21 protein-coding genes are annotated in these 23097 nt (G+C 35.2%); 8 read left to right on the top strand and 13 right to left on the bottom strand.

From position 1 onward, the window contains the following. The first annotated feature begins 6 nt into the window (after positions 1 to 6). A complete protein-coding gene (locus EG344_RS10035) occupies positions 7 to 1809 on the top strand; it encodes a hypothetical protein (protein WP_123909314.1) in 1803 nt (600 codons plus the stop codon). Between the two features lie 189 nt (positions 1810 to 1998). Here EG344_RS10035 and EG344_RS10030 read toward each other — a convergent pair whose 3' ends face one another. The 4 genes from EG344_RS10030 to EG344_RS10015 all read right to left on the bottom strand — a co-directional run bounded on the left by EG344_RS10030 (position 1999) and on the right by EG344_RS10015 (position 5931). After that, positions 1999 to 2349 (bottom strand): DUF1801 domain-containing protein, encoded by a 351-nt coding sequence (locus EG344_RS10030; protein ID WP_123858657.1) that lies wholly within the window; start codon positions 2347 to 2349, stop codon positions 1999 to 2001. Positions 2350 to 2371: 22 nt separating this feature from the next. Further along, complete coding sequence (locus EG344_RS10025; RefSeq protein ID WP_123858658.1) at positions 2372 to 4210, bottom strand: ABC transporter ATP-binding protein; 1839 nt, start codon at positions 4208 to 4210, stop codon at positions 2372 to 2374. A 231-nt stretch (positions 4211 to 4441) separates the two neighbouring features. Next, positions 4442 to 5365 (bottom strand): M28 family peptidase, encoded by a 924-nt coding sequence (locus EG344_RS10020; protein ID WP_123858659.1) that lies wholly within the window; start codon positions 5363 to 5365, stop codon positions 4442 to 4444. Positions 5366 to 5541: 176 nt separating this feature from the next. Then, on the bottom strand, positions 5542 to 5931 hold the full coding sequence (locus EG344_RS10015; protein ID WP_123909313.1) for a DUF4293 family protein: 390 nt from the start codon (positions 5929 to 5931) through the stop codon (positions 5542 to 5544). 143 nt (positions 5932 to 6074) lie between these two features. Here EG344_RS10015 and rho point away from each other — a divergent pair, with 143 nt between their 5' ends. After that, positions 6075 to 7907 carry a transcription termination factor Rho gene (rho, locus tag EG344_RS10010; RefSeq protein WP_123909312.1) on the top strand — a complete coding sequence of 611 codons (1833 nt, stop codon included), beginning with the start codon at positions 6075 to 6077 and terminating at the stop codon, positions 7905 to 7907. A gap of 28 nt (positions 7908 to 7935) precedes the next feature. Here the strand turns inward: rho and EG344_RS10005 are convergent, their stop codons facing one another. Beyond that, positions 7936 to 8685: a 4-hydroxy-tetrahydrodipicolinate reductase gene (locus EG344_RS10005; RefSeq protein ID WP_123909311.1), complete on the bottom strand. Its 750-nt coding sequence runs from the start codon at positions 8683 to 8685 to the stop codon at positions 7936 to 7938. Positions 8686 to 8963: 278 nt separating this feature from the next. On the opposite strand from EG344_RS10005, the gene EG344_RS10000 reads away from it, so the two are divergent. Continuing rightward, positions 8964 to 9560 (top strand): superoxide dismutase, encoded by a 597-nt coding sequence (locus tag EG344_RS10000; protein WP_123909310.1) that lies wholly within the window; start codon positions 8964 to 8966, stop codon positions 9558 to 9560. Positions 9561 to 9630: 70 nt separating this feature from the next. Here the strand turns inward: EG344_RS10000 and EG344_RS09995 are convergent, their stop codons facing one another. Next, positions 9631 to 10062, bottom strand: coding sequence for a DUF6146 family protein (locus tag EG344_RS09995; RefSeq protein ID WP_123909309.1), 432 nt, complete (start codon positions 10060 to 10062; stop codon positions 9631 to 9633). A 49-nt stretch (positions 10063 to 10111) separates the two neighbouring features. After that, the gene (locus EG344_RS09990; RefSeq protein ID WP_123909308.1) at positions 10112 to 11311 is read right to left on the bottom strand and encodes an endonuclease; all 1200 of its coding nucleotides are present in this window, start codon (positions 11309 to 11311) and stop codon (positions 10112 to 10114) included. A 414-nt stretch (positions 11312 to 11725) separates the two neighbouring features. On the opposite strand from EG344_RS09990, the gene EG344_RS09985 reads away from it, so the two are divergent. The 3 genes from EG344_RS09985 to EG344_RS09975 all read left to right on the top strand — a co-directional run bounded on the left by EG344_RS09985 (position 11726) and on the right by EG344_RS09975 (position 17178). After that, entirely contained in the window at positions 11726 to 14470 is a 2745-nt protein-coding gene (locus EG344_RS09985; protein ID WP_123909307.1) for a TonB-dependent receptor, read from the top strand. Between the two features lie 12 nt (positions 14471 to 14482). Next, positions 14483 to 16642 carry a DUF5689 domain-containing protein gene (locus EG344_RS09980; protein ID WP_123909306.1) on the top strand — a complete coding sequence of 720 codons (2160 nt, stop codon included), beginning with the start codon at positions 14483 to 14485 and terminating at the stop codon, positions 16640 to 16642. A gap of 215 nt (positions 16643 to 16857) precedes the next feature. After that, positions 16858 to 17178: a hypothetical protein gene (locus EG344_RS09975; protein ID WP_123909305.1), complete on the top strand. Its 321-nt coding sequence runs from the start codon at positions 16858 to 16860 to the stop codon at positions 17176 to 17178. A 62-nt stretch (positions 17179 to 17240) separates the two neighbouring features. Here EG344_RS09975 and EG344_RS09970 read toward each other — a convergent pair whose 3' ends face one another. The 5 genes from EG344_RS09970 to EG344_RS09950 all read right to left on the bottom strand — a co-directional run bounded on the left by EG344_RS09970 (position 17241) and on the right by EG344_RS09950 (position 20815). Then, positions 17241 to 17711, bottom strand: coding sequence for a DUF6702 family protein (locus tag EG344_RS09970; protein ID WP_228407579.1), 471 nt, complete (start codon positions 17709 to 17711; stop codon positions 17241 to 17243). A 58-nt stretch (positions 17712 to 17769) separates the two neighbouring features. Continuing rightward, entirely contained in the window at positions 17770 to 18522 is a 753-nt protein-coding gene (locus EG344_RS09965) for a TIGR00730 family Rossman fold protein (protein WP_123858671.1), read from the bottom strand. An 8-nt stretch (positions 18523 to 18530) separates the two neighbouring features. Then, entirely contained in the window at positions 18531 to 19244 is a 714-nt protein-coding gene (locus EG344_RS09960; protein ID WP_123909304.1) for a nucleotidyltransferase family protein, read from the bottom strand. Between the two features lie 58 nt (positions 19245 to 19302). Next, positions 19303 to 19716, bottom strand: coding sequence for an RNase adapter RapZ (locus EG344_RS09955; protein ID WP_123858673.1), 414 nt, complete (start codon positions 19714 to 19716; stop codon positions 19303 to 19305). 82 nt (positions 19717 to 19798) lie between these two features. After that, positions 19799 to 20815, bottom strand: coding sequence for an aminoglycoside phosphotransferase family protein (locus EG344_RS09950; protein ID WP_123911791.1), 1017 nt, complete (start codon positions 20813 to 20815; stop codon positions 19799 to 19801). A gap of 240 nt (positions 20816 to 21055) precedes the next feature. Here EG344_RS09950 and xrtF point away from each other — a divergent pair, with 240 nt between their 5' ends. Both xrtF and EG344_RS09940 read left to right on the top strand, forming a co-directional pair. After that, on the top strand, positions 21056 to 21586 hold the full coding sequence (xrtF, locus tag EG344_RS09945) for an exosortase family protein XrtF (protein ID WP_123909303.1): 531 nt from the start codon (positions 21056 to 21058) through the stop codon (positions 21584 to 21586). Further along, on the top strand, positions 21573 to 22007 hold the full coding sequence (locus EG344_RS09940) for an exosortase F system-associated membrane protein (RefSeq protein ID WP_123909302.1): 435 nt from the start codon (positions 21573 to 21575) through the stop codon (positions 22005 to 22007). The genes xrtF and EG344_RS09940 overlap by 14 nt, the downstream gene beginning before the upstream one ends. A 70-nt stretch (positions 22008 to 22077) precedes the next feature. On the opposite strand, the gene EG344_RS09935 is transcribed toward EG344_RS09940, so the two are convergent. Further along, positions 22078 to 23076 (bottom strand): cation diffusion facilitator family transporter, encoded by a 999-nt coding sequence (locus EG344_RS09935; protein WP_123909301.1) that lies wholly within the window; start codon positions 23074 to 23076, stop codon positions 22078 to 22080. Positions 23077 to 23097 lie beyond the last annotated feature (21 nt).

The following is a 23097-nucleotide window of genomic DNA, read 5'->3' as shown; positions in this document are numbered from 1 at the left end:
TAAAACATGATGAATTTAAAATTTACAAAAACCAAAATCGGGACTTTGCTACTACTACTGCTCCTCACTTTTGGAAAACTTTATTCACAGACTTACAACGGTCCAGTAGGAATAAACACTACTTCTCCTAATCTAAATTCTGTCTTAGATGTTGTGTCTGGAGGAAATAATAAAGGAATACTAATTCCTAGACTTACGGAAGCACAAAGGGATGCTATTGCCATAAACACTGCTAAGGATGATGGCCTTACAATTTTTAACACAACGGAAGACTGTTATAACTATTGGAGCCTGGCAGATAATGAATGGAAAAGTGTCTGTGGACAAATCGGAAAATCTGTATTTACGATTGACTGTTCAAATTCCAAAGCAATGGGAACCTATGTTCAAGGAAAAGAATTAACCAATTCTAATTATCTAAGCATTTCTGTAAATGTTACCAAAGTTGGGAATTATACCATTTCCGGTACTACAACTAATGGATATAACTTTTATGGAACAGGTGTTTTCCTAAACACGGGTGCGCAGACTGTTCAGATCCCAGGGCAAGGTACACCTACTGCGGTGCAGTTAAATACAGTATCACTTTCCTCAAATGGAGTAGACGTTACCTGTACTCCTTCTATCACGGTAAACGTTTTAAGCGCAGCTGGAACCTATACTATGAGTTGTGGTAGTGCAACTGTAAATGGTGTCTATAAGGTAGGAACAAATCTAACTGCTTCAAATACCATTACGCTACCTGTTAATGTTTCTGCATTGGGAAGCTATACTATTACAACCAATACAGTAGATGGTATTTCATTTAGTGCTTCAGGAACGTTTACAGCTACAGGAACTCAAAATATAACCTTAAATGGATCAGGGGCACCAACTTCTACGACTACTAAAAGCATGGTAATTACTTCTGATAGCAAGGGCGGAGTTTCTACAACATGTTCTGTAAATGTAGTTGTAGTAATTCCTAAGAAAAAGTTATTGGCTATTGGAGATGCTCCTGATGGATGTGGATATAATGTTTCCGGTACATCTCCTTCAGGTCAGGTCCTTAAAGCTGGAGCGAATTATGGACCTTTAGCAAATAGTACAGTGAAATATGAAGGATGGGATCAGGTAATTAACGGTGGAGGTGCTCCAAGTGCCGCTCAATTGACTACCTGGACAACAGGTGCCAATGCTGTAGATATTATTGTGATAGGATATATATGGGGTATGGGTGCTAATGAAGCTCAGATAATTAAAAACTATTTATTAAAAGGTGGTGTTGTGATTGCTTATTCTGAAAATAACACAGGAATGCAGAATCTTTTGAGCAGTGTCTTTGACGGTTCTGTAAATGTAGGAAGTGTTAATACGGCAGGTTCAATTTATAAGCTTCCGTTGACGAATGATGCTATTCTTAATGGTCCTTTTGGAGACATAAGAGGACTTCAGTGGGGAGAAGATGCATCTGCTACAACATATGCGACAGGTCTGCCTGCAAGTGATATCACAATATACTCTGGAGATACCAATATATCTAGTGCCACACCTTCAGGTACAGTAGGAAGGGTAACAGCTTTTAGACACAATACATTAAATTTCATCTGGGTAGGAGATGGAGGATTTAATTCTCAATGTGGAACAGTTGCTGCTCCGAATACTTCTGATACAATTTGTCCTTTTTATGCAGATACAAACTTTAAACCAATTCCTAAACCAAATTATGGTAATGGTACAAAGATGAATGTATACAATTCTATATTCTATGCTAATGCTTTGGCTTGGGGTATAAAACAAGCTGAATTTAGTGGAGTAAATACACATTAATAACTATTTTCCTATAGTTAATCTTAAAAACACAAAGAGTAAATAATACTAGAATTAATACCAATGATATTTATATCATTGGTATTTTTTTTAATATAATTTGGAAACGAAAACTACGATTATGTAAAAATATAAGGTTGCAAAAGAAGACTAGAGAATAATATGAATGTCTGTTTAATGACCCGTAAATTATCCTTTTATATTATCCTTTACTTTTGTGAGAATTTCCAGAATAAGCGAGACAGGTAGATCTTCATCTGTGTTGATCAGAAGGATTTTAAATTTCTTTCTGCCGTCTTTGACCAATTCCGGATAATCGAGTTTATCACCGTGATAAAAGCTAAGGTAATGTTTTTTGTATTTTTTGCTGTAGTAGAAATAACACAGCATTTTCTTTTTGTATTTGATAAAGGGAAGTCCAAAGCTGAAAGTTTCTGTAATGTTTTCAGGATCTGAAGCCAGGATGGTTTCCCGTAAAAAAAGAAGAGTACTTCTTTCAGGCTCTTCGATTCTGTAGAAATACTCTTGTATAGGATTCATTTTTATATGGATTTAAAAATAATTAGTCAAAGTTTTGAAGTTCAACAAGTTTGTTATACATGCCCTTTTTAGCAATAAGGTCATGATGAGTTCCCTGTTCTACAATTGTTCCTTTTTCCATTACCACAATCCAGTCTGCTTTTTGGATGGTTGAAAGTCGATGAGCAATCACAAGTGAAGTTCTGTTTTCCATCATTTTTTCCAAAGCATCCTGTACAAATCTTTCAGATTCAGTATCCAAGGCTGAAGTGGCTTCATCCAGAATCATGATCGGTGGATTCTTCAATACAGCTCTTGCAATAGATACCCTTTGTTTCTGACCTCCGGAAAGTTTGTTTCCATCATCTCCGATATTGGTATCATATCCTTCAGAAAGACCTGTAATAAATGTATCTGCATTAGCAATTTTAGCCGCCGCAATCACCTCTTCTCTGGTAGCATCAGGTTTACCCATCAGAATATTGTTGTAAACAGAATCGTTGAACAATACAGATTCCTGAGTTACCATTCCCAGAAGCTGGCGGTATTCCTGTAGCTTCAAATGCTTAATATCTACACCATCAATAAGGATTTGTCCTTCAGAAACATCATAGAATCTTGCTAAAAGGTTAGCAATAGTGGTTTTTCCACTTCCACTTTGTCCTACCAATGCAACCGTTTTACCCTTAGGAATTGTTAGCTCAAAGTTTTTAAGGATAAGATTGGCTTTATCATAATAGAACCCAATATTCTTGAATTCAATATTGTTATTAAGCGTTGAAATGGAAACCGGTTCTGCAATTTCTTCGATTTTTACATCAGCATCAAGAATTTCCAATACTCTTTTCAGGGAAGCTTCTCCTTTCTGTACATTGGAAATGGATGTTGATAAACTTTTTGCAGGCGGAAGAATCTGGAAGAACATTCCCAGGAATACCAGAAAATCAGCAGGCGATATGCTTTGTTCCACAATGATTTGTTTACCTCCATACCATGCAATGATCAAAAAGGTGATAGAACCTAGGAATTCGCTCATTGGAGAGGCTAATTCTTTCTTTTTACCTAAGTTGATAGAACTTGATATCCACTTGTTCATTGATTTCATGAAACGGTTGTCCATGATCTTTTCGGCATTAAATATTTTAATAACCTTTGAAGATTTTAAAGTTTCATCTACAATAGAAAAGATGGTTCCCAACTCATGTTGTGCTTCATGAGAATCTTTTTTAAGACTTTTTCCAATGAGCGCAATCATTGTTCCCATTACAGGAAGTACAAGCAGAGAGAAAAGAGTCATTTCCGCACTCAGGAAAAATAAAGTAATCAATGTGCTGATAAGCATGAAAGGCGCATTGATAAGTTCTATTAAACTTCCCAAAATATTTCCTTCAACATCACCTACATCATTAGACATGCGGGACATCATATCACCTTTTCTGCTTTCTGTAAAAAAGGATACCGGTAAAGAAAGTATTTTTCTGTACATCGCACCACGAAGATCTTTAGTAACTCCAACACGATAGTTGATGAGCAATAAGGACCCGAAGTATCGGAATGCATTTCTTAAAAAGAACATAAAGGCAGTAATCACACAAAGCCATGCGAGAACCGTAAGGGCACCGTGAGTACTGACTAGTGTCTGAACATAATAGTTGGAATATTCTTTTATATAAGTGAAGAAATCTGTAATGTCACCGGAATAAACAGGAGGTACTTCATATTTTTCAGGCTTAATGGTGCCGAAAAGCATCCCTAAAACCGGTAAAATAGTCCCCAGAGAAGCAATCTGAAATACAGAATACAGAATGTTGAAAAATAAACTTCCGTAGATATATTTTTGATGGGGTTTGGCGAACCTCAGAATTTTTTTATACTCATTCATTCAATGAAAAATTTGGATAGCAAAATTACGTAAAATTAGAAGATAAGACGTTCTTAATCCGGTTTTACTTTAATTGATAAGTTTCAAAATGAGGATTTTTGTTACAACGCTTTGAAATAAAGTGAGAAAGAAGTGTAAAATACGGGTGAAACTCAAGGTTAAGAAATACAGAATTTCGGTTAAGGTCAAAATAAAACCGCCTTATCGGCGGCATGTATGTGGAAGTCAGAATTAATTAAAATTGACCTGATCGTTATACTTTGGAGCAAAATTTTTAGGGCTTAATTTATCTAATGTCTTTCCAAAATTATTGATGATCTGGGTCATATTATCAACATCAACAATATTCATGTCATCATTCACATGATGATAATGCGTTGCTTTGGTCATATCAACCGTTGAAAATGAATGCGCAATAATTTTCTTTTTTACAAAGCTTACATTATCAGAACGATAAAAGAGTTGCTGCTTAGCATATGGATCAGCATTGATTTTTAACCCATTTACTGCATGTTTATTGAATAGCTCATCAAGATCTGAAAAGCCGTCTCCAGTCATATATAATGCATTTTTACCCCATTGAGATTCAGTAGCTACCATTTCAAAATTAAAAAGGGCGGCCATATTATTGTAAATTTTATCAAGATTTTTATCCTCAGAGATAGCCTGTGATCCTAACATTCCTTTTTCTTCTCCGTTGAAAGCCATGAAAACCATTGAAAATTCAGGCTTCTTATTTTTAAAATAATCTGCGATGCCTACCAGTGTGGTAATTCCGCTTGCGTCATCATCGGCACCGTTGTAAATGTTGTCTCCACTTTTATTGTTGGTTCCAATATGATCAAAATGTCCTGAAAAGCCAAGGTTTTTATCAGATTTACCTTTCTTTATACCGCAAACATTATAAGCGGTTTTACCATTGTAGTCAAAAGGAATCAGATAGGAGTTTCCGGTACAGTACTCAAGATTGTTTTCCTTAAATAATGTAGCAATATAGTTGGCTGCATTATCATTTTCCGGGGTTCCGATTTCTCGTCCCTTCATTTCATCAGAGGCGAGAGTGGAAATAACGGTTTTTACTCTTTCTTTTGAAACTTCCTGAGCAAAAGTGGATATGGAGAATAAGGATAAAGTAAGATAAGTTAGCTTTTTCATAGTCTTTAATTAAAAGTTATTGGATCTGTCGTCTTTTTGATCAAAATGTTGCAAGGAAGTTACATAAATTACCTGATTCGGAAAGAATTACAGATTAGAATTGAAGAGTACAGCTATATAAAAATAAAAAACAGCTCCAAAAAGGAACTGTTCTCACTCAAAAAATCGTTGTAAGGTTATCGTAGTCTGTCTACAGATTTCACGAGCCTCTCATCTTTTCGGATGTATACGTTTGCTATCAGCAGACATATTATCGCAATTAATGGGAAAATCGGCTCAATACCCTTCTCAGGAAAATGTATTCCTCCGGATAAGTTTAGCAGCCAGTACGCCAATACACCAATCAACAAAGCGTTTATAATGATGCTGATGGTATTCAGCAAAATTTGTCTTTTTCTGTTTTTAAAACTAAAAACACTTAATGATCCAATAATAACAAGGATAATACATCCTATATTAAGTACAGGGATGCTGTCTGAAATTACGACATCCTGTCCTGTTATAAAAAGGAAAACAGCAGCTAAAACTGCTAATAAAGTCCATATAGTTTGTATTCTCTGTAGCATTGAATATTAAATTCTAGGCAAAAATAATATAAATTTTGCACAATTCAAAAATAAGTGTAGATTTGCATTATACAATGTACTTGAAAACAAAAGTCACCGGACTTACTTTTCTTACTCACAATTAATTACATTTTTACATAAATATGTTTAACATAGAAACGTTAAGGTCAAAATCCGTAACGGAACTGACTAAAATCTTAAAGGATTTGGGCGTTAAAGTTGCAAGAAACAGCAATGATAATGATAAGATCTTTGCAATTCTTGACTTTCAGGCTTCTAATCCTAAAGTATCAAAAGATTATTTCAACGCCACGGAAACCAGCGCCAATACTGAAGAAGCTCCAGCAGAAAAAACTGTAAAAGCTCCGGTAAAAAAAGCTGCTCCAAAGAAAGCCCCAGCAAAGCCAAGGGCAAGTGCGAAAGCACCGGCAGAACCAAAAGTAGAGGAAAAAGTAGAAGAAAAAACGCCGGTTGCTGAAGAAGTAAAAACAGAAGAGCCTATAGCTGAAGCAGTAGAAGCAACAGTAAATGAAGAATCATCTGCAGCCAATTCAGCTAAGAAAAAAAGAAAAAGAGTTTCTACCAATACTGGAAATACAGAAACTTCTCAGGAGAAAGCAGAAGCTCCTAAAAACACAGAATCTCAAGAGCCTGCCCAGGCAGATGAAAAGCCTAACAATACCCCTTCTCAACAACCACAGGCTAACAGACCTCAAAAAGGACACAACCATCCACAGAACAGTGGAAACCAACATAAAAACCAAAACCAGCATCAGCATCAAAACCAACACCAAAATCAGAATCAAAACAGACATTCTGAAAAGGCAGAGGAGCAGCATGACCATAAAAAAGAATTCAGTTTCGATGGAATGGTAAGCATTGAAGGGGTGTTGGAAATATTACCTGATAACTATGGATTTTTACGTTCATCGGATTTCAGTTATATTTCTTCTCCTGATGATGTATATGTTTCTACAGCACAGATCAGAAATTATGGATTAAAAACGGGAGATACCGTTAAAGGAATTGTAAGACTTCCAAAAGAAGGCGAAAAGTACTTTTCTTTATTAAAACCTACAGAAGTAAACGGACGTGACCTTGCATTTATTAAGGATCGTGTTGCATTTGAATATCTTACACCACTTTTCCCTGAAGAGAAATTCAATCTTGCAGGCAGTGAGTCTACCATTTCGACAAGAATTGTAGATTTATTTGCACCAATCGGAAAAGGGCAGAGAGCGATGATTGTAGCACAGCCTAAAACAGGTAAGACCATGTTGCTTAAAGATATTGCCAATTCTATTGCGGCTAATCACCCGGAAGTATATATGATGGTTCTTCTGATTGATGAGCGTCCGGAAGAGGTTACCGATATGGAAAGAAGTGTAAATGCAGAAGTTATTGCTTCTACATTTGATGAAGCTGCAGAAAAACATGTGAAAGTAGCTAACCTTGTTCTGGCAAAAGCGCAGAGAATGGTTGAATGTGGGCACGATGTAGTGATCCTATTGGACTCTATTACGAGATTAGCAAGAGCATACAATACAGTAACGCCTGCATCAGGTAAAGTTCTTTCCGGTGGGGTAGATGCGAATGCACTTCATAAGCCGAAAAGATTCTTCGGAGCGGCAAGAAAAATTGAAGGTGGTGGTTCCTTAACGATTATTGCTACTGCATTAATTGATACGGGTTCTAAAATGGATGAAGTTATCTTTGAAGAATTCAAAGGTACAGGAAACATGGAGCTTCAATTAGACAGAAAAATTGCGAACAGAAGAATTTATCCTGCTATTGATTTAATTTCTTCAAGCACCCGTAGAGATGATCTTCTTCTGGATGAAGTAACTTCTCAGCGAATGTGGATTTTTAGAAAATATCTTTCTGAAATGAATCCTGTAGAAGCAATGGAATTTGTAAATAAAAACATCAAAGGAACTCTTAATAATGAAGAATTCCTGATGTCTATGAATAAATAATAAATTAAATTGTTAATAGGCCGGGCTTCTATACTTTGAAATAAGGATGCAATAAATCCTCAAATTTATAGAAGCCCGGTTTTTTATTGATAAGATGTTCGGCAGCAAACAAAGCTCCGTTACCAAAGGCATCTCTTGAAATAGATTCATGAATGAGTCTTACCGTCTGGAATGGAAAACCGAAAATAACCTCATGTTTTCCAACAATTCCGCCGGCTCTGATGGTATTTATCTTTTCATCCTTCAAATCCAGAACATCTGCAATCCGGATGGCAGTTCCTGAAATTCCCTGTTTATCTTTAAAATGCTCTTCCACTATTTCGATATCTACAGAAGGAGCAATCTTTTTTAAGAACTGAGCGGCATATAGTAAATAGTTAATCCCCAAAGTAATATTAGGTGACCAAAATACAGTCGCTTTCTGAGCTAGTTTATTCAGAAAACGTACTTCCTTATCAGAATAATGGGAAATCGCTGATATGATTCTTACCTTCTTTTGTGCGGCAGATTCTCCGTAAGTATAAATTCCATCCTGGGATGAAAAGTCAATGATGGCATCTACCGGATGCTCTTCAAGTAATTCCTCCACGCTTATTCTTTTCTCTGAATAAAAATGACCGGGATCATCACTTTCCACTCCAAGAAAGTCTGCAGCATCTCTGGTAGAAGATCTGTTTGATTTTCTGTAAATCCATTGTAGAGAATGATCTTTGTTTTGAAGAATAACTGACGCTACAGCTTTTCCTGCTTTTCCAAATCCAAAAAGTCCGATTTTCATAATAAAAAGTATTTAAAGTTAAACATTCAGTGAGAGAAGTATTTTTTATAAAACTTACTTCATATTGTGGAAGTTACGAAATTGAAAATAAACCATGCTTTGAATAGGATATGGAATATCAAAGTAGACAGGTTACCTGATGAAATTAGAAATATTTAAAAAAATAATTCATTCTAAATCAATATATCAATGTTAAAGATTTATTAAAGTAATCCCCAATCTTTGATAATACCTTAAATATTGGCTAATTTTGAAGTATAACATTAAAAATAAAGATTATGTCATTTGAATTACCAAAATTAGGATATGCATACGATGCATTAGAGCCTACGATCGATGCAAGAACTATGGAAATCCACTATACGAAACACCACCAAGCGTATATTGACAATTTAAATAAAGCCATTGAAGGAACTGATTTAGCAGGAAAAACTATTGAAGAAATCTGCAAGACAGGAACTGATAAACCAGCTGTAAGAAACAATGGAGGAGGACACTTCAACCACTCTTTATTCTGGGAAATTTTAACTCCTGGTGGAAGCAAAGAACCAGTAGGAAACGTAAAAGCTGCTATCGAAAACTATGGTGGCCTTGAAAAATTCAAAACGGATTTCTCTGATGCTGCTAAAACAAGATTCGGTTCAGGATGGGCTTGGTTGGTAAAAAATACTGACGGATCTGTATCTGTTTCTTCAACTCCAAACCAAGACAACCCATTAATGCCTGTTGCAGACGTTAAAGGAACTCCGGTTTTAGGATTAGATGTTTGGGAGCACGCTTATTACCTAAACTACCAAAACAGAAGACCTGATTATGTTTCTGCATTCTTTGATGTAGTAAACTGGGATAAGGTAGAGGAATTATTCAACAAATAATTTTCAGCTATTATAAAAATAAAAGGTTCAGAATTTTCTGAACCTTTTTTATTAGATATGATACTTTGAATTACCTTCCGCCTCTGAAGACATCGCTTCCGGATAAACCGTTCATTTTTAATCCATACTTCCAGTTTACATACGCAAATACCTGGTAAAGCTTGTATTCAAACTTTATCCCATAATTTTCTCTTGGATTATAATCGATTCCGGATTCTATGATGTTTCTATATTTTCCAGTGCTGTAATAGCTGTTCCATTCATTTACCAGGAATGTATTTTTTGCTTTCAGAAAAGATTCTGAATATTGGCTTATAGGTTTGGCTACAGCATTCAGGAAATAATCAAATTCAGTGTCAATGACAGTAAGATCCCATTCTCCGTCATCATTTTTAGACGGTTTCATTTCATGCTGCTCCTTATCATTTTTAGAGTTGTTTTGCTGTGAAAGACAACTGAAAGGGATGAGAGCAATAAACAGAATTAGAACAAAATTTTTCATGATTCAATTATTTATTAAAAAAGCACTCCAATAAGAGTGCCTTTCTGTATTATTTTTTAATATATTCTTTCTGAACTACGGAAACCGCAGGGAAGTGGTCACTGTATCCACCAGTGAATCGGTCACCATCCCAAGAACGTAAAGGATATCCTTTCCACTGTCCTTCTTTGTTTACCAGATAAGCCGGAGCATAAATCTCAGCTTTAAAAATGGTATAAGTAGGAGTGATTTTTTCAGGAGAATAAAGATTTCTTGAAACAATAATCTGGTCAAACAAGTTCGGAGCATCTCTGTATGCAAGAGAAGCTACCCCTGCCTTATATAATTTATACATTAAATTATAATAAGGAGTCTTATCAGACAATTCACTTGGATCCCCCACGGCAGCCAAATGTTTTTTCAAACTTGGACTTACCGGGTCATCATTATAGTCACCCATTGAGAATAATTTAATTCCTGGATTTTCAGCAGTTACTTTGTCCATTTCCTCTTTCAATACAGTAGCGGCAGTATTTCTTTTTGCTAGGGAAATAGCTTCTCCCCCTCTTCTGGATGGCCAGTGATTCATAAAGATTCCTACTTTTTCTCCATCCAATAATCCGATAGCAATTACAATGTCTCTGGTATATTCTCTTTTTCCGTTCTCATCATAGATCTTAATCTCTTTTTTATACGAATTTAAAACAGAGAATCTTCCTTTCTGATAAATAATAGCTACATCAATTCCTCTGGAATCATAAGAATTGAAATGTACAATGCCATAGTTGCTCTTAGCTAAAGCAGGCTGCTTGATTAGGTCTTCAATTACCTGTCTGTTTTCTACCTCGATCAATCCACATATGGCAGGGTTATCGTTGGTATATTGTCTTCCAAGTTCAGAAATCACCTTAGCTTCATTAGCCAGCTTCTGATTGTAGTACTTTGTTCCCCATCTTTTTGGGCTGTTAGCCGTAAAGTCTTCGGATAAGAACTGTTTTCTGATTACTTTTTTGCCAATCAAAAGATCATCACTCCATTCCCCTTTATAGTCTTCTGTAGTTTCAAGGTATTTAAGAGAATCTACGGGTACACTTCTATGAAATTTAGGATTGGAACGTGGGAGTGTTCCGTCAATGTAATCTGCAGAAGGTATTGTGTCCCAAAGGTTTTCAACGTTCAGGAATGCGACAGCTGCTCTCTTTACCTGCCTCTGTTGTGAGAAAGCAGAACCAAAGCAAAATAGGGCGGCAATGATTAAATATTTTTTCATATTCTTAGTATATTCAAAAAATTGAGGGGGTAAAATTACTAATTTTATATAAGAATAAAGATTAAAATAACCTGAGTTTAATTTAATAAAATGTTAAGGTTTAGATAGAAAGTATGAAAGAAATGCACCATCATTCATTATTTTGACATTGTTAAGTGAGATTTATTATTTATATAATGCTAAAAAATAGGCTGTTTGTTTGGGATTAAAAATATTTTGTAATGATTGTTGAGTAGTTTTCCTAATATCTACTATCCTTTTTTGTGATTGATTAAAATTCGGGCATATTTTTAGGATAATGAGTGTAGGTTAAGAAAAATTAATAGAATAAATAACTAAAAATGTTTGAGTTAATGAAAATAGTTCTAAATTTGTTGCCCCTTAAATAAAGAAGGAGTTAAAAATAAGTTTATTATGATTAAAAAACTATCCCTAATCTCTTTGTTTACTTTAATGCCTGCTTCTTTCTATTTTGCGCAAACAACTGTATTTGCGTATGTTAAAGATCAGGATGGTAAGCCTTTAGAGAAAGCAGAAGTAGATCTAGCACAGTCCACTGATGACACATCTGTGGATAAAATTGGATACTTCCAGTTTGTGGATTTAAAACCTGGCCACTATCTTATCACAGTGACAAAACCAAATTTTGAGTCTAAGATCTTAGAGTTTGATGTAACTGCAGATGAGAAGAGAAAAGATTTAGGTGTTATTACACTTAATTACAACTTAGGATCAGATGCAGGAGTAATAGTTATTGACGACTCGGCAACTGATACTGAAGATGGAGGCTCATCAATGCAGCCTACAGTAGGACTTTTAAGCTCAGGAAGAGATGCTTTCCAAAATGTTTCCGCTTTTGAACTAGGTGCTTACTGGTTCAGACCAAGAGGAGTAGACAACAGATTTGAGGATGTTCTTTTTAATGGTGTTTCCATGTCGAAAAATGATGATGGAAGGATTGATTTCAATAACTGGGGAGGACTAAATGACGTAACGAGATATCCTTACGAAAATGTAGATAATATTACTCCTTCTGAATATACTTTTGGTAATTTAGGTGGGGTTGTATATTATAATACGAGAGCATCCAGCTATAGAAAACAGACTTCATTAGCCTATTCATTTACCAATAGAAGCTACCTGCACAGAGCAATGGCTACTTATTCTTCAGGTCTTTCCAAAAATGGTTGGGCATTTACTTTCTCAGGAAGCAGAAGATGGGGAGATAGAGCAATCATTGATGGGGTGTATCAGGATGCCTATGCTTATTTTGCCTCTATTGAAAAGAAGTTCAGCGATAGACACTCTATTAACTTAACTGCTTTTGGATCTCCTACATACAGAGCTTCCAATGCACCAAATACTCAGGAGGTTTATGATATCATGGGCAAAAACTATAACTCCTACTGGGGGTGGCAGGATGGAGAGAAAAGAAACTCCAGAATCAGAAACGTTTTTGAACCGATGTTTATCTTAACAGATTACCTGAAAATAGGTAAAAACTCAAACTGGACAAATACCGTTTCTTATCAGTTTGGTAGCGATGCCAGAAGTAGATTAGACTGGTTCCACGCTTCAGATCCGAACCCTACTTACTATAGAAAATTACCAAGCTTCGGACTGCTTACAGAAGACGAATTCAGACAACAGGCACAAATCGACTGGAATTATTTGTATAATGCAAACCGTCTTAACCTTACCGATATGAAAGGTGCGGCCAGAGGTGCCGTATATACAATTGTAGAAGACGTAAATAAAGATAAAACTTTCAATTTCTCTTCTCACTTTGATACAAAATTAAAAGACAACTGGAAGTTAAACATCAACTTCAACTATCAGAATTTAAAATCTGACAACTTCAGAAGAATTAAGGATTTATTAGGAGCTAACTTTGCTTATAACCTTAATGCATTCAATGGAGACGCAAAATATGATGCTGATAATAATGATGTAACAGTAAGAAAAGGAGATAGAACTCAGTACTCTTACGAGCTTACAAGAAATCACTATGCATTGAACGTTTCTACTGAAATAGATTTTAACAAGTGGAATGTAGTAGCTTCAATCTTCTCTTCATATTCTGAAGCTTACAGAGAAGGTAATTTCAGAAGTGGTCTTGCTAGATTCAGAGATAATTCAAAGGGTAAAAGTGCAATATACGATGCTTTAGATGCAGGAATTAAAGGAAAGATTACCTATAAGATCAATGGTAAAAACTTTATCGTGTACAACGGAGCATTCTTTAGCTTAGCACCTACATTGAATGAGATCTATATTAACCCAAGAATGGTTGACTACTTAACCCCAGGAGTTACCAATCAGATGATTAGCTCTAATGATTTAAGTTACATCTTAAGAGGTCAGATTTTAAAACTTAGGTTATCTGCTTATTATACTACCATTCAAAATGCTACTGAAATCTCAAGATATTATGCTGACGTAAATGACGGTACCTTAGGAAACTCTTTCAGTACGCTGGTAAACGAAGCAATGAGTGGAGTTAACAAGAGATATATGGGTCTTGAATTAGGTTTTGACGTTAAAGTTACCCCTACTTTAAGTGCAGTAGGGGTGGCAAGTATAGGTGAATATAAATACACCAATAACCCTGAAGTTTCTACTTTTGATGACCTTAATGGATTCAGAGGAACAGATGTTTGGGGGAAAGCCAATGTAAAAGATTATAAAGTAGCCGGAACTCCACAAAAAGCATTCTCTTTCGGATTGAAATACAACTCTCCAAAATATTGGTGGGTGGGAGCATCTGCTAACTATCTAATGGATCAGTATCTTGACTTCTCTGCGTTGAACAAGACACCTTATATGTATACTGACCCACAGACTAACGACCCTTTCCCGGGTGCAACTCCTGAATTGATAGAACAAATTACTAAACAGAAGAAATTTGATAATCAGTTTATGTTGAATGCTAATGCTGGTAAATCTTTCCAATTCGGAAAATACAGAATGGGTGTAAGTGTGTCTGTAAATAACATTCTGAACAACAGAAATTATGTAACCGGAGGATTTGAACAAGGACGAAATGTAAACTTTAGTGATGCTCTTGCTGATGCTCAAAGAGCAACTCCTTATTTTGGACCAAAACTTTGGTATGACAGAGGAATCACTTTCTTCACTAATGTTTATTTAAGATTCTAAAAACGATTACACATGAAAAAATATAATTCAATTTTAAAATATATTTTCGTCATGGCATCTTCTCTGTTCGTAGTGACAGGTTGTGTCCAAGATGATAAATACGATCAGCCTAATCTTGATGGGTATGATTGTGCTGATAAAAAAGGAATAGTAGTACCATTTGCAGACGTAAAAGCGAAGTATCAGAATGCAAGATACGTATTCCCTAAAGATACAACGCCAGACAATGAAGCTGACGATTTATATATGGTAGGATATGTTTCTTCTACGGATGAAACAGGAAATATTTATAAAACAATCTACGTTCAGGATGCATTAGAAAATCCTACACAAGGGTTTACAGTGAGTGTAGACGCAGTAAGTACTTATACAAAATATCCTCAGGGATCAAAAGTATATATTAAACTGAACGGTCTTGCTATTGGAACTTACGGTGGTCTGGTACAACTTGGTGTAGAAACAGGAGCTGAAACTTCTGCAACTTCTGTATCAAGAATTCCTGAGAAGCTTGTTGCAAAACAAATCTTCAGATCTTGTGCTCCAAAAGGAAAAATTATTCCTAAGGTGATGAAATTGGCAGATATGGTTGCTGCGAATGATCAGTATTTCGGATGTCTTATTCAGGTAGATGATGTAGAGTTTGATGCAAGAGCGTTGTGTACTACTTATGCTCCAAGTGGAGTAACAGTAGATAAAACAATTGGAGAAGGATGGGTTAGTGGAAAATATGCGAAAACTGCAGTAGTAAGAAACAGTGGTTTTGCTTCATTCGCAAGTCAGCTTCTTCCTTCTGGAAAAGGTAAGTTTGTTGGAATCTACAGTAAATTCCAATCGGGATCTACTACAACCTACCAATTGTATGTAAACAAGGCTGAAGATCTTGAGATGAAGACTTTCCCACGTTTAGATGGCCTTACAGCAGGTCCATGTGATTTTAACCCAAGCACTCTTACAGCTAAAACAGTGGCTGATATCAAGCAATTGGCTGCCGGAACTACAAACTGGGTACAGATTACAGGGGATTATTATCTTAAAGCTCAGGTAGTGGCTAATGATGAAACAGGAAACCTTTACAAATATGTTTATGTAGAAGATGCTACAGGAGGTATCAGAGTAAATATGAATAAAACGAATCTTTATCTTGATAGCAGATTCAGATTAGGTAAAGATGTAAATATTAAGCTTAAAAATCTTTATGTAAGAAGCGTTAATGGTGAAGTTCAGCTAGGGGCTTTATTCAGTAACAATACCCAGTTTGGACAGATCGAAGAAGTAGAAATGTATAAATATTTCTTTGATAGCAATACAGCATCAAGAGCGGTTGTTCCTACAGAAAAAACAATTTCTCAGTTAACGATGGCTGATGTTGGAAGATGGATCAAAATTAAAGACGTTGAATTTGTTAAAGGAGATTTAGGAAGAACATTAACTGATGGTAGTAATGTGACTAGCAGAACCCTTGAAGATTGCTCAGGTAATACTGTTGTTTTAAGAACAAGCGGCCAGGCAAGTTTTGGTAATATAAAGCCGGGAGGTTATGAAGTAAAAGGCGGAAAAGGTGATGTATATGCTATTCTAAGTGTATTCAATGGAACTTATCAGTTATGGATTACTAAACTGGCTAACATCGACTTTGATGCACCGAGATGTGACGGAAGTGTGTATATTCCAATTCCTGTTGTTTACAGTGATGATTTTGCAGCTGGTGGATTCAGTACAGATTGGACTACCGTAAACAAAGTAGGACCTAACCAGTTCTGGCAAACATCTAACCAAGGAAACGGAACCAATTATTATGCAGTGATGAATGGTAACGCAGGTGGTGCTAATAATAACATTGCCAATGAAGATTGGTTGATCTCTAAATCAGTAAGCTTAGCTGGTAAAACTAAAGCTGCAGTAAGCTTTACAACGGATGTAAGATATTCTGGAAATGCATTACAAGTGTATGCTACAGATAACTATACAGGAGATGTTACAACAACTAATTGGACTCTTCTTCCTGCAACTCTGGATACGAATGCTAATGCATTTGGAGACTGGGTAGGTTCCGGAAATGTTGACTTAGGTGCTTTCTTAGGTAAAAACGTAAGAATTGCATTTAAATATACTTCTACAACTTCTGGAGCAGCAACTTGGGAAGTAGATGACTTCAAAATTAAAGCACAATAATTATTGTTTTTATAAAATTGAAACCGGCTCGATAGAGCCGGTTTTTTTGATGCCCTAATTTGAACATTTTGTTGTTTCATTCATTTTTATTTCTTGTATTTAGCATTGGCTACCCCAATTTATTGTTATAACCATGTATTCCTAAATAAATATGACCAATAAAATCAAAATGATAATTGCATTTGTATGCTTTATAGGGTGGATGCTATACATCTATGTCTGATTATTATAATAAAAAACTAAATGGGTTGGGATATGATTACAGATTTAAATATGGATCAGAAGTAAGGAAAGACCACCGCAATGGAGAATTTAAATTAGGAGGGCGATATCTTGTAGCCTATGATTCTACGAATATCAAAAATGGATTTTTAATATTAGATAAATTTGATGTAACAGATTCTCTTGCCAAATATCAAATTGAGGAAGAATATGACGATTATCCTCAAGGCTGGTTTTTAGAAAAGATTCCTTTTCAGTATGATAAAAGTGATATTGAATATGAAGTAGGGAGATATGTATTGAGCAAGCAATAAATAGGTATAAAAACAAAAAACCACTGCAATTGCAGTGGTTTTTATATTACAAAATTAATTATCTAAAAAGAAACCTCATTCACTTCTTTTCCTCGTTGGAAGTTCATCATTTTCTGGCTGCCTTTGTAGGCAATACTCACCAGGTTGATTTGCTTCGGAAAAGAGCTTAAAAGGATCGTATTTTTTATCTTTAAGGTATTAATATCCGAAACCCCTCCGGTCTCAAAATATACCCATACAGTTTCTCCGCTGATCTGACTTCCCGTGAAGGTAATTGTTTTGGGAGCACCATTGACAAATACATCAAAATTATTGTTCACATATTTTTTCACCTCGGCTTCAAATCCTGCTGTGTTAGGATTGATCTTAATAGCGTCAGAGATATGGCTTGTATTCATTTTTGTGGTAAACTTCAATGTCTTGCTTCCATCAATATAATCCACTTTGGTCATTGAAGAGAAAAAGTCTACATACATAAAACTCATTAACACAAAAAATGTTAAAATTCCTGATATATATAAAAGTTTTTTCATCTTAATTAATAGATTTACAATCATACTTGCTAGTTATAGTTCACAAATAATATGCCAATTAAAAATTTACATTCACAGAATATTTATCATAGAAACCTTTAATATGTGCTACTGCCTCATCAGCAGTGTCTACCACACGATAAAGATCAAGATCATCTTCTGCAATCATTCCTTCTTTTAACAAGGTTGCTTTGAACCAGTCTAATAATCCTCCCCAGAATTCAGTGCCTACCAAGACAATTGGAAACTTACCAATTTTATTGGTTTGAATCAAAGTTAAAGCTTCAGTAAGCTCATCCAGTGTTCCGAATCCTCCTGGCATTACTACGAAACCTTGGGAATATTTTACAAACATTACTTTTCTTACGAAAAAGTAATCAAAATTCATGGAGTAGGATTTATTGATATAAGGATTAAAATGCTGCTCAAAAGGAAGGTCAATATTAAGTCCGATTGATTTTCCTTTAGCATTGAAAGCTCCCTTATTTCCGGCTTCCATAATTCCTGGGCCACCTCCGGTAATAATTCCAAAACCTAATTTTGTGATTTTCTCTGCGATTTCCACAGCCATTTCATAGTATTTATTTTCGGGTTTCAGACGTGCTGAACCGAATATAGATACACAAGGACCTATTTTTGCCAGTTTTTCGTAGCCATCCACAAATTCAGCCATGATCTTAAAGACCATCCAACTATCTTTGGTAATAGTTTCATCCCATGTTTTTTGTCTGAAACTGTTATGTAGCTTTGTTTCGTTACTATCTAATTCCGGGTTTACCAGGCTTTCATCCCTAATTCCATCCATTTCCATTGCAAAAATTATTTAAAATGTTTTTCGGCTTCTATTACAGATTCTGGTCTTCCTACATCTATAAGAATACTGTCATGCAGAAAGCCATGTATATGTTCAGTCTGCATCAGGTCCAGGTATTCTTCCATAACAGAAAATTTGCCTTTTCTTTTTATCTTTTCAAAGATGACAGGGCTGATACAATGAACCCCACTGAAAGCAAGAGCTTTAAACCCTTTATTGAATTCAGCAAGCCTCTGTTCACCCGTTTGCACATTCAGCCAACCTCTTAATACCATATCATCATTGAAAAGAAGCTTTCTCGAACTTTCACGATCCGATACTGCTAAAGTAGCAAAATCTTTTATTTTTTTGTGATACGTTACCAATTCATTAATATTGAGATCAGTTAAAATATCAGCATTTAAAATTAAAAAATCTTCTCCATGATCAAGAAATCTTCTGGCAAAAATCAAGCCGCCTCCGGTTTCCAATAGTTCATTGGTTTCATCAGAGATTTCAATCTTACAGCCGAAGTTATCATTTTTATTTAAAAAATCAACAATTTGATCTCCAAAATGATGAATATTAATCACAAAATCTTGTATTCCGTATCCTTTTAGATAATTGATATTTCTTTCTAAAAGAGGGATACCATTCACTTTTGCCAAAGCTTTAGGATGATGATCTGTAAACGGCTTAAGCCTGGTGCCTTTTCCGGCGGCGAAAATAAGAGCCTTCATATAGTATGAGTAATAAGTGATGAATAATGAGTAATGTAATAGTGGTAAGCAAATATTACTAATTACTATTGTTCAGTTGAGGTTGTTCGTCGTGATGAATGGTTACTTCAGTGCCATTTGGGTATTTTTCTTTGATGAACTCCGCAATTTTTATAGCAGAATACACAGATCTGTGTTGTCCGCCGGTACATCCGAAATTGATCTGAAGATTTTCAAATCCTCTTTCCAGATAATCTTCAATATTAATAGATACAAGAGATTTTATCAATTCCAGGAATTTAGGCATTTCAGTTTTGGTTTCAAGATATTCCTGAACGCCGATATCATTGCCGGTTTGGATTTTATATTCTTCAATTCTTCCGGGATTTAATATTCCTCTGCAGTCAAAGGCAAAACCGCCTCCGTTTCCTGAATGATCTTTTGGAATTCCTCCTTTTTTGTAAGAGAAACTATGGATGTCAATGTGTAGCATTTTCTTCTTTTTTATTTTTAAACCATTAAGGTATTTTACGGTAAGTTGTATTTGTTCTCAAAATACTATTTTATAATTTTTTTTATTTTAAAATAGTATCAATTTTCTTCTTAGTTTCTTGTAATGTTAATTGTTCTATAACCTTATTCAGTTCCGGGTAATTTTTCATGTCTTCCCAGGAGGCTGCAAATTGGGTAATGTTTTGGATTCCTTTTTCAAGACTGCCTATAAAATGCTGTTTCCTTTGAATCAGTCCTCTGAAGCCGTAAGCTCCCAGAACCTGAAGGAATCTCATCATCTGAATTGGCTTAACTGAGTTTTTTAGTTGATGTTGAATTTTTTGATCTTCAAATCGTTGAATATAGAAATCCAGCATTTCATTTTTAAAATTTTCTGGAAAATCGGCTTTAGCTTGAAACAGGAATGAAATGACGTCATACATTAAAGGGCCTTTCATTGCCGACTGATAATCGATGAAAGAAACTTCATCTTTTTCATTCACCATGATGTTTCTTGCCTGAAAATCCCGAATCATGATGCCTTTAGGTTCCAGATTCTCTACCAAGGCAGCAATTTTTTTAAACTCTTTTAGTAATGTAGATTTATTATATTCCAGTTCCAGAACATCTGCTACAAAGTTTTTAAAATAATAGAGATCATGAATCACAGGAAGTTCATCATAGGTTTCATATTCAAATGTTTTAGAAAAATCAATTTTTCCCTGTGTTTGAGTCTGTAGTCTGAAAAGTTTTTCAAGAGTTTGTTCTACCAAAGATTGTATACGGGGTGATACATGTTCTTTTGTAATGATTTCTGACAAAGTCTGTGCCCCTAAAAATTCCTGAACATACATTTTTCTGTCTTCTGAGATGGCAAGAATAGCAGGTGTATTAAGATTAAGCTCAGAAAAAACGTTGGAATAATAAAGAAAACTTTCATTTTCCGGAATATTCTCGTTGTAGGTGATGATGTATTTTTCAGTATCGGTTACGGCCAGAAAGTTGACCCTCGCAGAACCGCTTTGAGCTAATGTGATGAATTCAGTTGATTTTTTACCAAGATGGTTTTCAAAAAATCGATTTGCGTTTTCGGAAGTCATAATAATATAGAAACAAATATAGTAATTTAACATGAATAGTTTTAAGAAGGGAGTAGTGCGCTGGAAGAGCTGGGGATGGCTGATGAAAATTAAGTGATAAAGTTTATTTTATAAACTTTTTTTGAATGATTTTGAGTAGTTTTTTTATTATTTATCACCGAATAGTGTGTTTTTAGCTTTCTGTTTTAACTTTCTTGCTTCTCATTCAGGTTATTAGGCTCTAATTTTTATCTTTGTAGAATGTTAAAGGACTTTAAGCCGGTGTTAGGAATTTTATTGCGCTTCATCATTATTTACCTGGTGTTGCTCTTTGCTTATCAATTTTATCTGAATGGAAATAAAGATTCAGGTTTGGATCCGTTTTCAAGAATTATTGCCAATCAGGTAAGTGCTATACAAAATGTTTTGAGCTATCCTACTGAGCTTTACAATGATGTAAAGAATGAACAGGTCTGGTTTTATGTGCAGAAACAATATGTAACAAGAATGGTAGAAGGATGTAATGCTATCTCGGTCATGATCCTGTTTGTATCATTTGTTTTTGCCTTTTATAAAGGATCTAAGACATTTGTTTTTGTGCTGGCAGGGCTGGTTTTACTTTATATTATGAATCTTTTACGGATTGTAGGATTGAATATTGTGATGGCAGAACACAAGGAATATGGTAAAATGTTTCACGATTTTGTTTTCCCGGCAGTTATTTACGGGAGTGTGGTTTTGCTTTGGTTAATCTGGATTAAATTCTTTGCTTTAAAACATGAAAATTCTTAGTGGGCTTCTTGTTATTTTAGGAATCTGTGGTCTGATAGGGGTCAGGGTAATGGAAGATAAAATATTTTATGATCCGTTTCTTGGGTACTTCCATGAGGCCAATAAAAATATTAGTTTCCCGGTATTTGAATGGGGGAAGTTAGTAGGTGGATATTTGTTCAGATTTATTCTTAATCTATTTTTTTCCTGCCTGATTATTCAGGGACTATTTAAAAATAAACAGTGGACGATGCAGGGCGCTTTGATGATGGTGATTGTTTTTGCAATTGCTTTTCCTCTTTATCTGTTTTGTATTCAGAATAAATTCGAAATAGGATATCTCTTTTCCTTTTATATGAGAAGGTTCGTAATTCAGCCTTTAATTATATTACTGATTGTTCCTATGTTTTATTACAGAAAACAAATGATAAAGAGTAGATAAGGTTAAGAATTTACTTGAATCTTTTCTTTCTTAACCTTCTTAACCTTCTTGACCTTTGTATTTCTATTAATTATTCTACCGTATGTTTATCTACGCTGGTTACATTTTCAGCGGTCCATTCCACTCTTTTTACGAAATCTTTTTGCCGAACGGGACAGTTTTCAATCTGGCATACCGGACATGAAATAGGTTTACAGTCATCCATATGAAAATTGAACTCAATATTTCGTTTAATATTTTTAGCTAAGAGAATAATCACTTTTTCCATTTCATTGTGAGCATCCCTAAGGTCATAATACCAGGGCAGGGTAATATGAGCATCAATATGTAATGAAGCACCAAACTGCTGGATCTTCATATTGTGAACATCAATCCATTCTGTATGCCTGTTTGCTTCAAGGATTCTGATGACCTGATGCAGTATTTCAGGATCCTGTTCATCCATAATACCACTTAATGATTTTCGAACGATTTTATAGCCTACAAATATGATATAGAGTCCAAATACTAAAGCAACAACAGAATCCAGCCAATAGATTTTAGTAAAGTAGACTACTACCAAACTGGCTACTACTCCAAGGGTAGTGATGGTATCAGACTGAAGGTGTTTTCCAGAAGAAATAAGAACCAATGAATTCTCTTTTTGCCCCTTCTTTATGGAAATGTAGCCCAAGAGATAATTGATAATGGCTGTGGCTGTAATGATCCATATTCCCAAATCAATTTTGCTTAGCGTTTTTCCTACAATAAGGCTATGGATACCTTCATAAATAATCATCAGACCGGCAATGGCAATTAAAGCCCCTTCAATACCGGAAGTGACAAATTCAACCTTTCCATGGCCGTATGGATGGTCTTCATCCTTAGGTTTAGCGGCAAGATGAAGTGAATATAATCCCATAAATGCACTGATGACATTCACAATGCTTTCCATGGCATCAGAGAATACGGCATCGGAGTTGGTAAGTTTCCAGGCAATAATCTTTCCAATGAAAAGGATAACTCCAAAGGCAGCAATGAGCTTCTGGAATCCTATTTTATCTTTGTGGGTGTTCTTCTGTGTATTCATATTGTGTTTGATAAAAAAAAG

The sequence above is a fragment of the Chryseobacterium sp. G0162 genome (assembly GCF_003815715.1).
Taxonomy (GTDB): Bacteria; Bacteroidota; Bacteroidia; order Flavobacteriales; family Weeksellaceae; genus Chryseobacterium.
Note: the sequence above shows the minus strand (reverse complement) of the source record. Positions and strands in the feature narration are given on the sequence as shown.

Bases quoted from the DNA above. Each gene is read 5' to 3' on its own strand.
- EG344_RS09965 (WP_123858671.1), bottom strand. From the start codon at position 18,522: ATGGAAATGGATGGAATTAGGGATGAAAGCCTGGTAAACCCGGAATTA.
- EG344_RS10015 (WP_123909313.1), bottom strand. From the start codon at position 5,931: ATGCTACAGAGAATACAAACTATATGGACTTTATTAGCAGTTTTAGCT.
- EG344_RS10025 (WP_123858658.1), bottom strand. From the start codon at position 4,210: ATGAATGAGTATAAAAAAATTCTGAGGTTCGCCAAACCCCATCAAAAA.
- EG344_RS09935 (WP_123909301.1), bottom strand. From the start codon at position 23,076: ATGAATACACAGAAGAACACCCACAAAGATAAAATAGGATTCCAGAAG.
- EG344_RS09940 (WP_123909302.1), top strand. From the start codon at position 21,573: ATGAAAATTCTTAGTGGGCTTCTTGTTATTTTAGGAATCTGTGGTCTG.
- EG344_RS10000 (WP_123909310.1), top strand. From the start codon at position 8,964: ATGTCATTTGAATTACCAAAATTAGGATATGCATACGATGCATTAGAG.
- EG344_RS09990 (WP_123909308.1), bottom strand. From the start codon at position 11,311: ATGAAAAAATATTTAATCATTGCCGCCCTATTTTGCTTTGGTTCTGCT.
- EG344_RS09980 (WP_123909306.1), top strand. From the start codon at position 14,483: ATGAAAAAATATAATTCAATTTTAAAATATATTTTCGTCATGGCATCT.
- EG344_RS10005 (WP_123909311.1), bottom strand. From the start codon at position 8,685: ATGAAAATCGGACTTTTTGGATTTGGAAAAGCAGGAAAAGCTGTAGCG.
- EG344_RS09995 (WP_123909309.1), bottom strand. From the start codon at position 10,062: ATGAAAAATTTTGTTCTAATTCTGTTTATTGCTCTCATCCCTTTCAGT.
- rho (WP_123909312.1), top strand. From the start codon at position 6,075: ATGTTTAACATAGAAACGTTAAGGTCAAAATCCGTAACGGAACTGACT.
- EG344_RS09960 (WP_123909304.1), bottom strand. From the start codon at position 19,244: ATGAAGGCTCTTATTTTCGCCGCCGGAAAAGGCACCAGGCTTAAGCCG.
- EG344_RS10030 (WP_123858657.1), bottom strand. From the start codon at position 2,349: ATGAATCCTATACAAGAGTATTTCTACAGAATCGAAGAGCCTGAAAGA.
- EG344_RS09970 (WP_228407579.1), bottom strand. From the start codon at position 17,711: ATGAAAAAACTTTTATATATATCAGGAATTTTAACATTTTTTGTGTTA.
- EG344_RS09955 (WP_123858673.1), bottom strand. From the start codon at position 19,716: ATGCTACACATTGACATCCATAGTTTCTCTTACAAAAAAGGAGGAATT.
- EG344_RS10035 (WP_123909314.1), top strand. From the start codon at position 7: ATGATGAATTTAAAATTTACAAAAACCAAAATCGGGACTTTGCTACTA.
- EG344_RS09975 (WP_123909305.1), top strand. From the start codon at position 16,858: ATGTCTGATTATTATAATAAAAAACTAAATGGGTTGGGATATGATTAC.
- xrtF (WP_123909303.1), top strand. From the start codon at position 21,056: ATGTTAAAGGACTTTAAGCCGGTGTTAGGAATTTTATTGCGCTTCATC.
- EG344_RS10020 (WP_123858659.1), bottom strand. From the start codon at position 5,365: ATGAAAAAGCTAACTTATCTTACTTTATCCTTATTCTCCATATCCACT.
- EG344_RS09950 (WP_123911791.1), bottom strand. From the start codon at position 20,815: ATGACTTCCGAAAACGCAAATCGATTTTTTGAAAACCATCTTGGTAAA.
- EG344_RS09985 (WP_123909307.1), top strand. From the start codon at position 11,726: ATGATTAAAAAACTATCCCTAATCTCTTTGTTTACTTTAATGCCTGCT.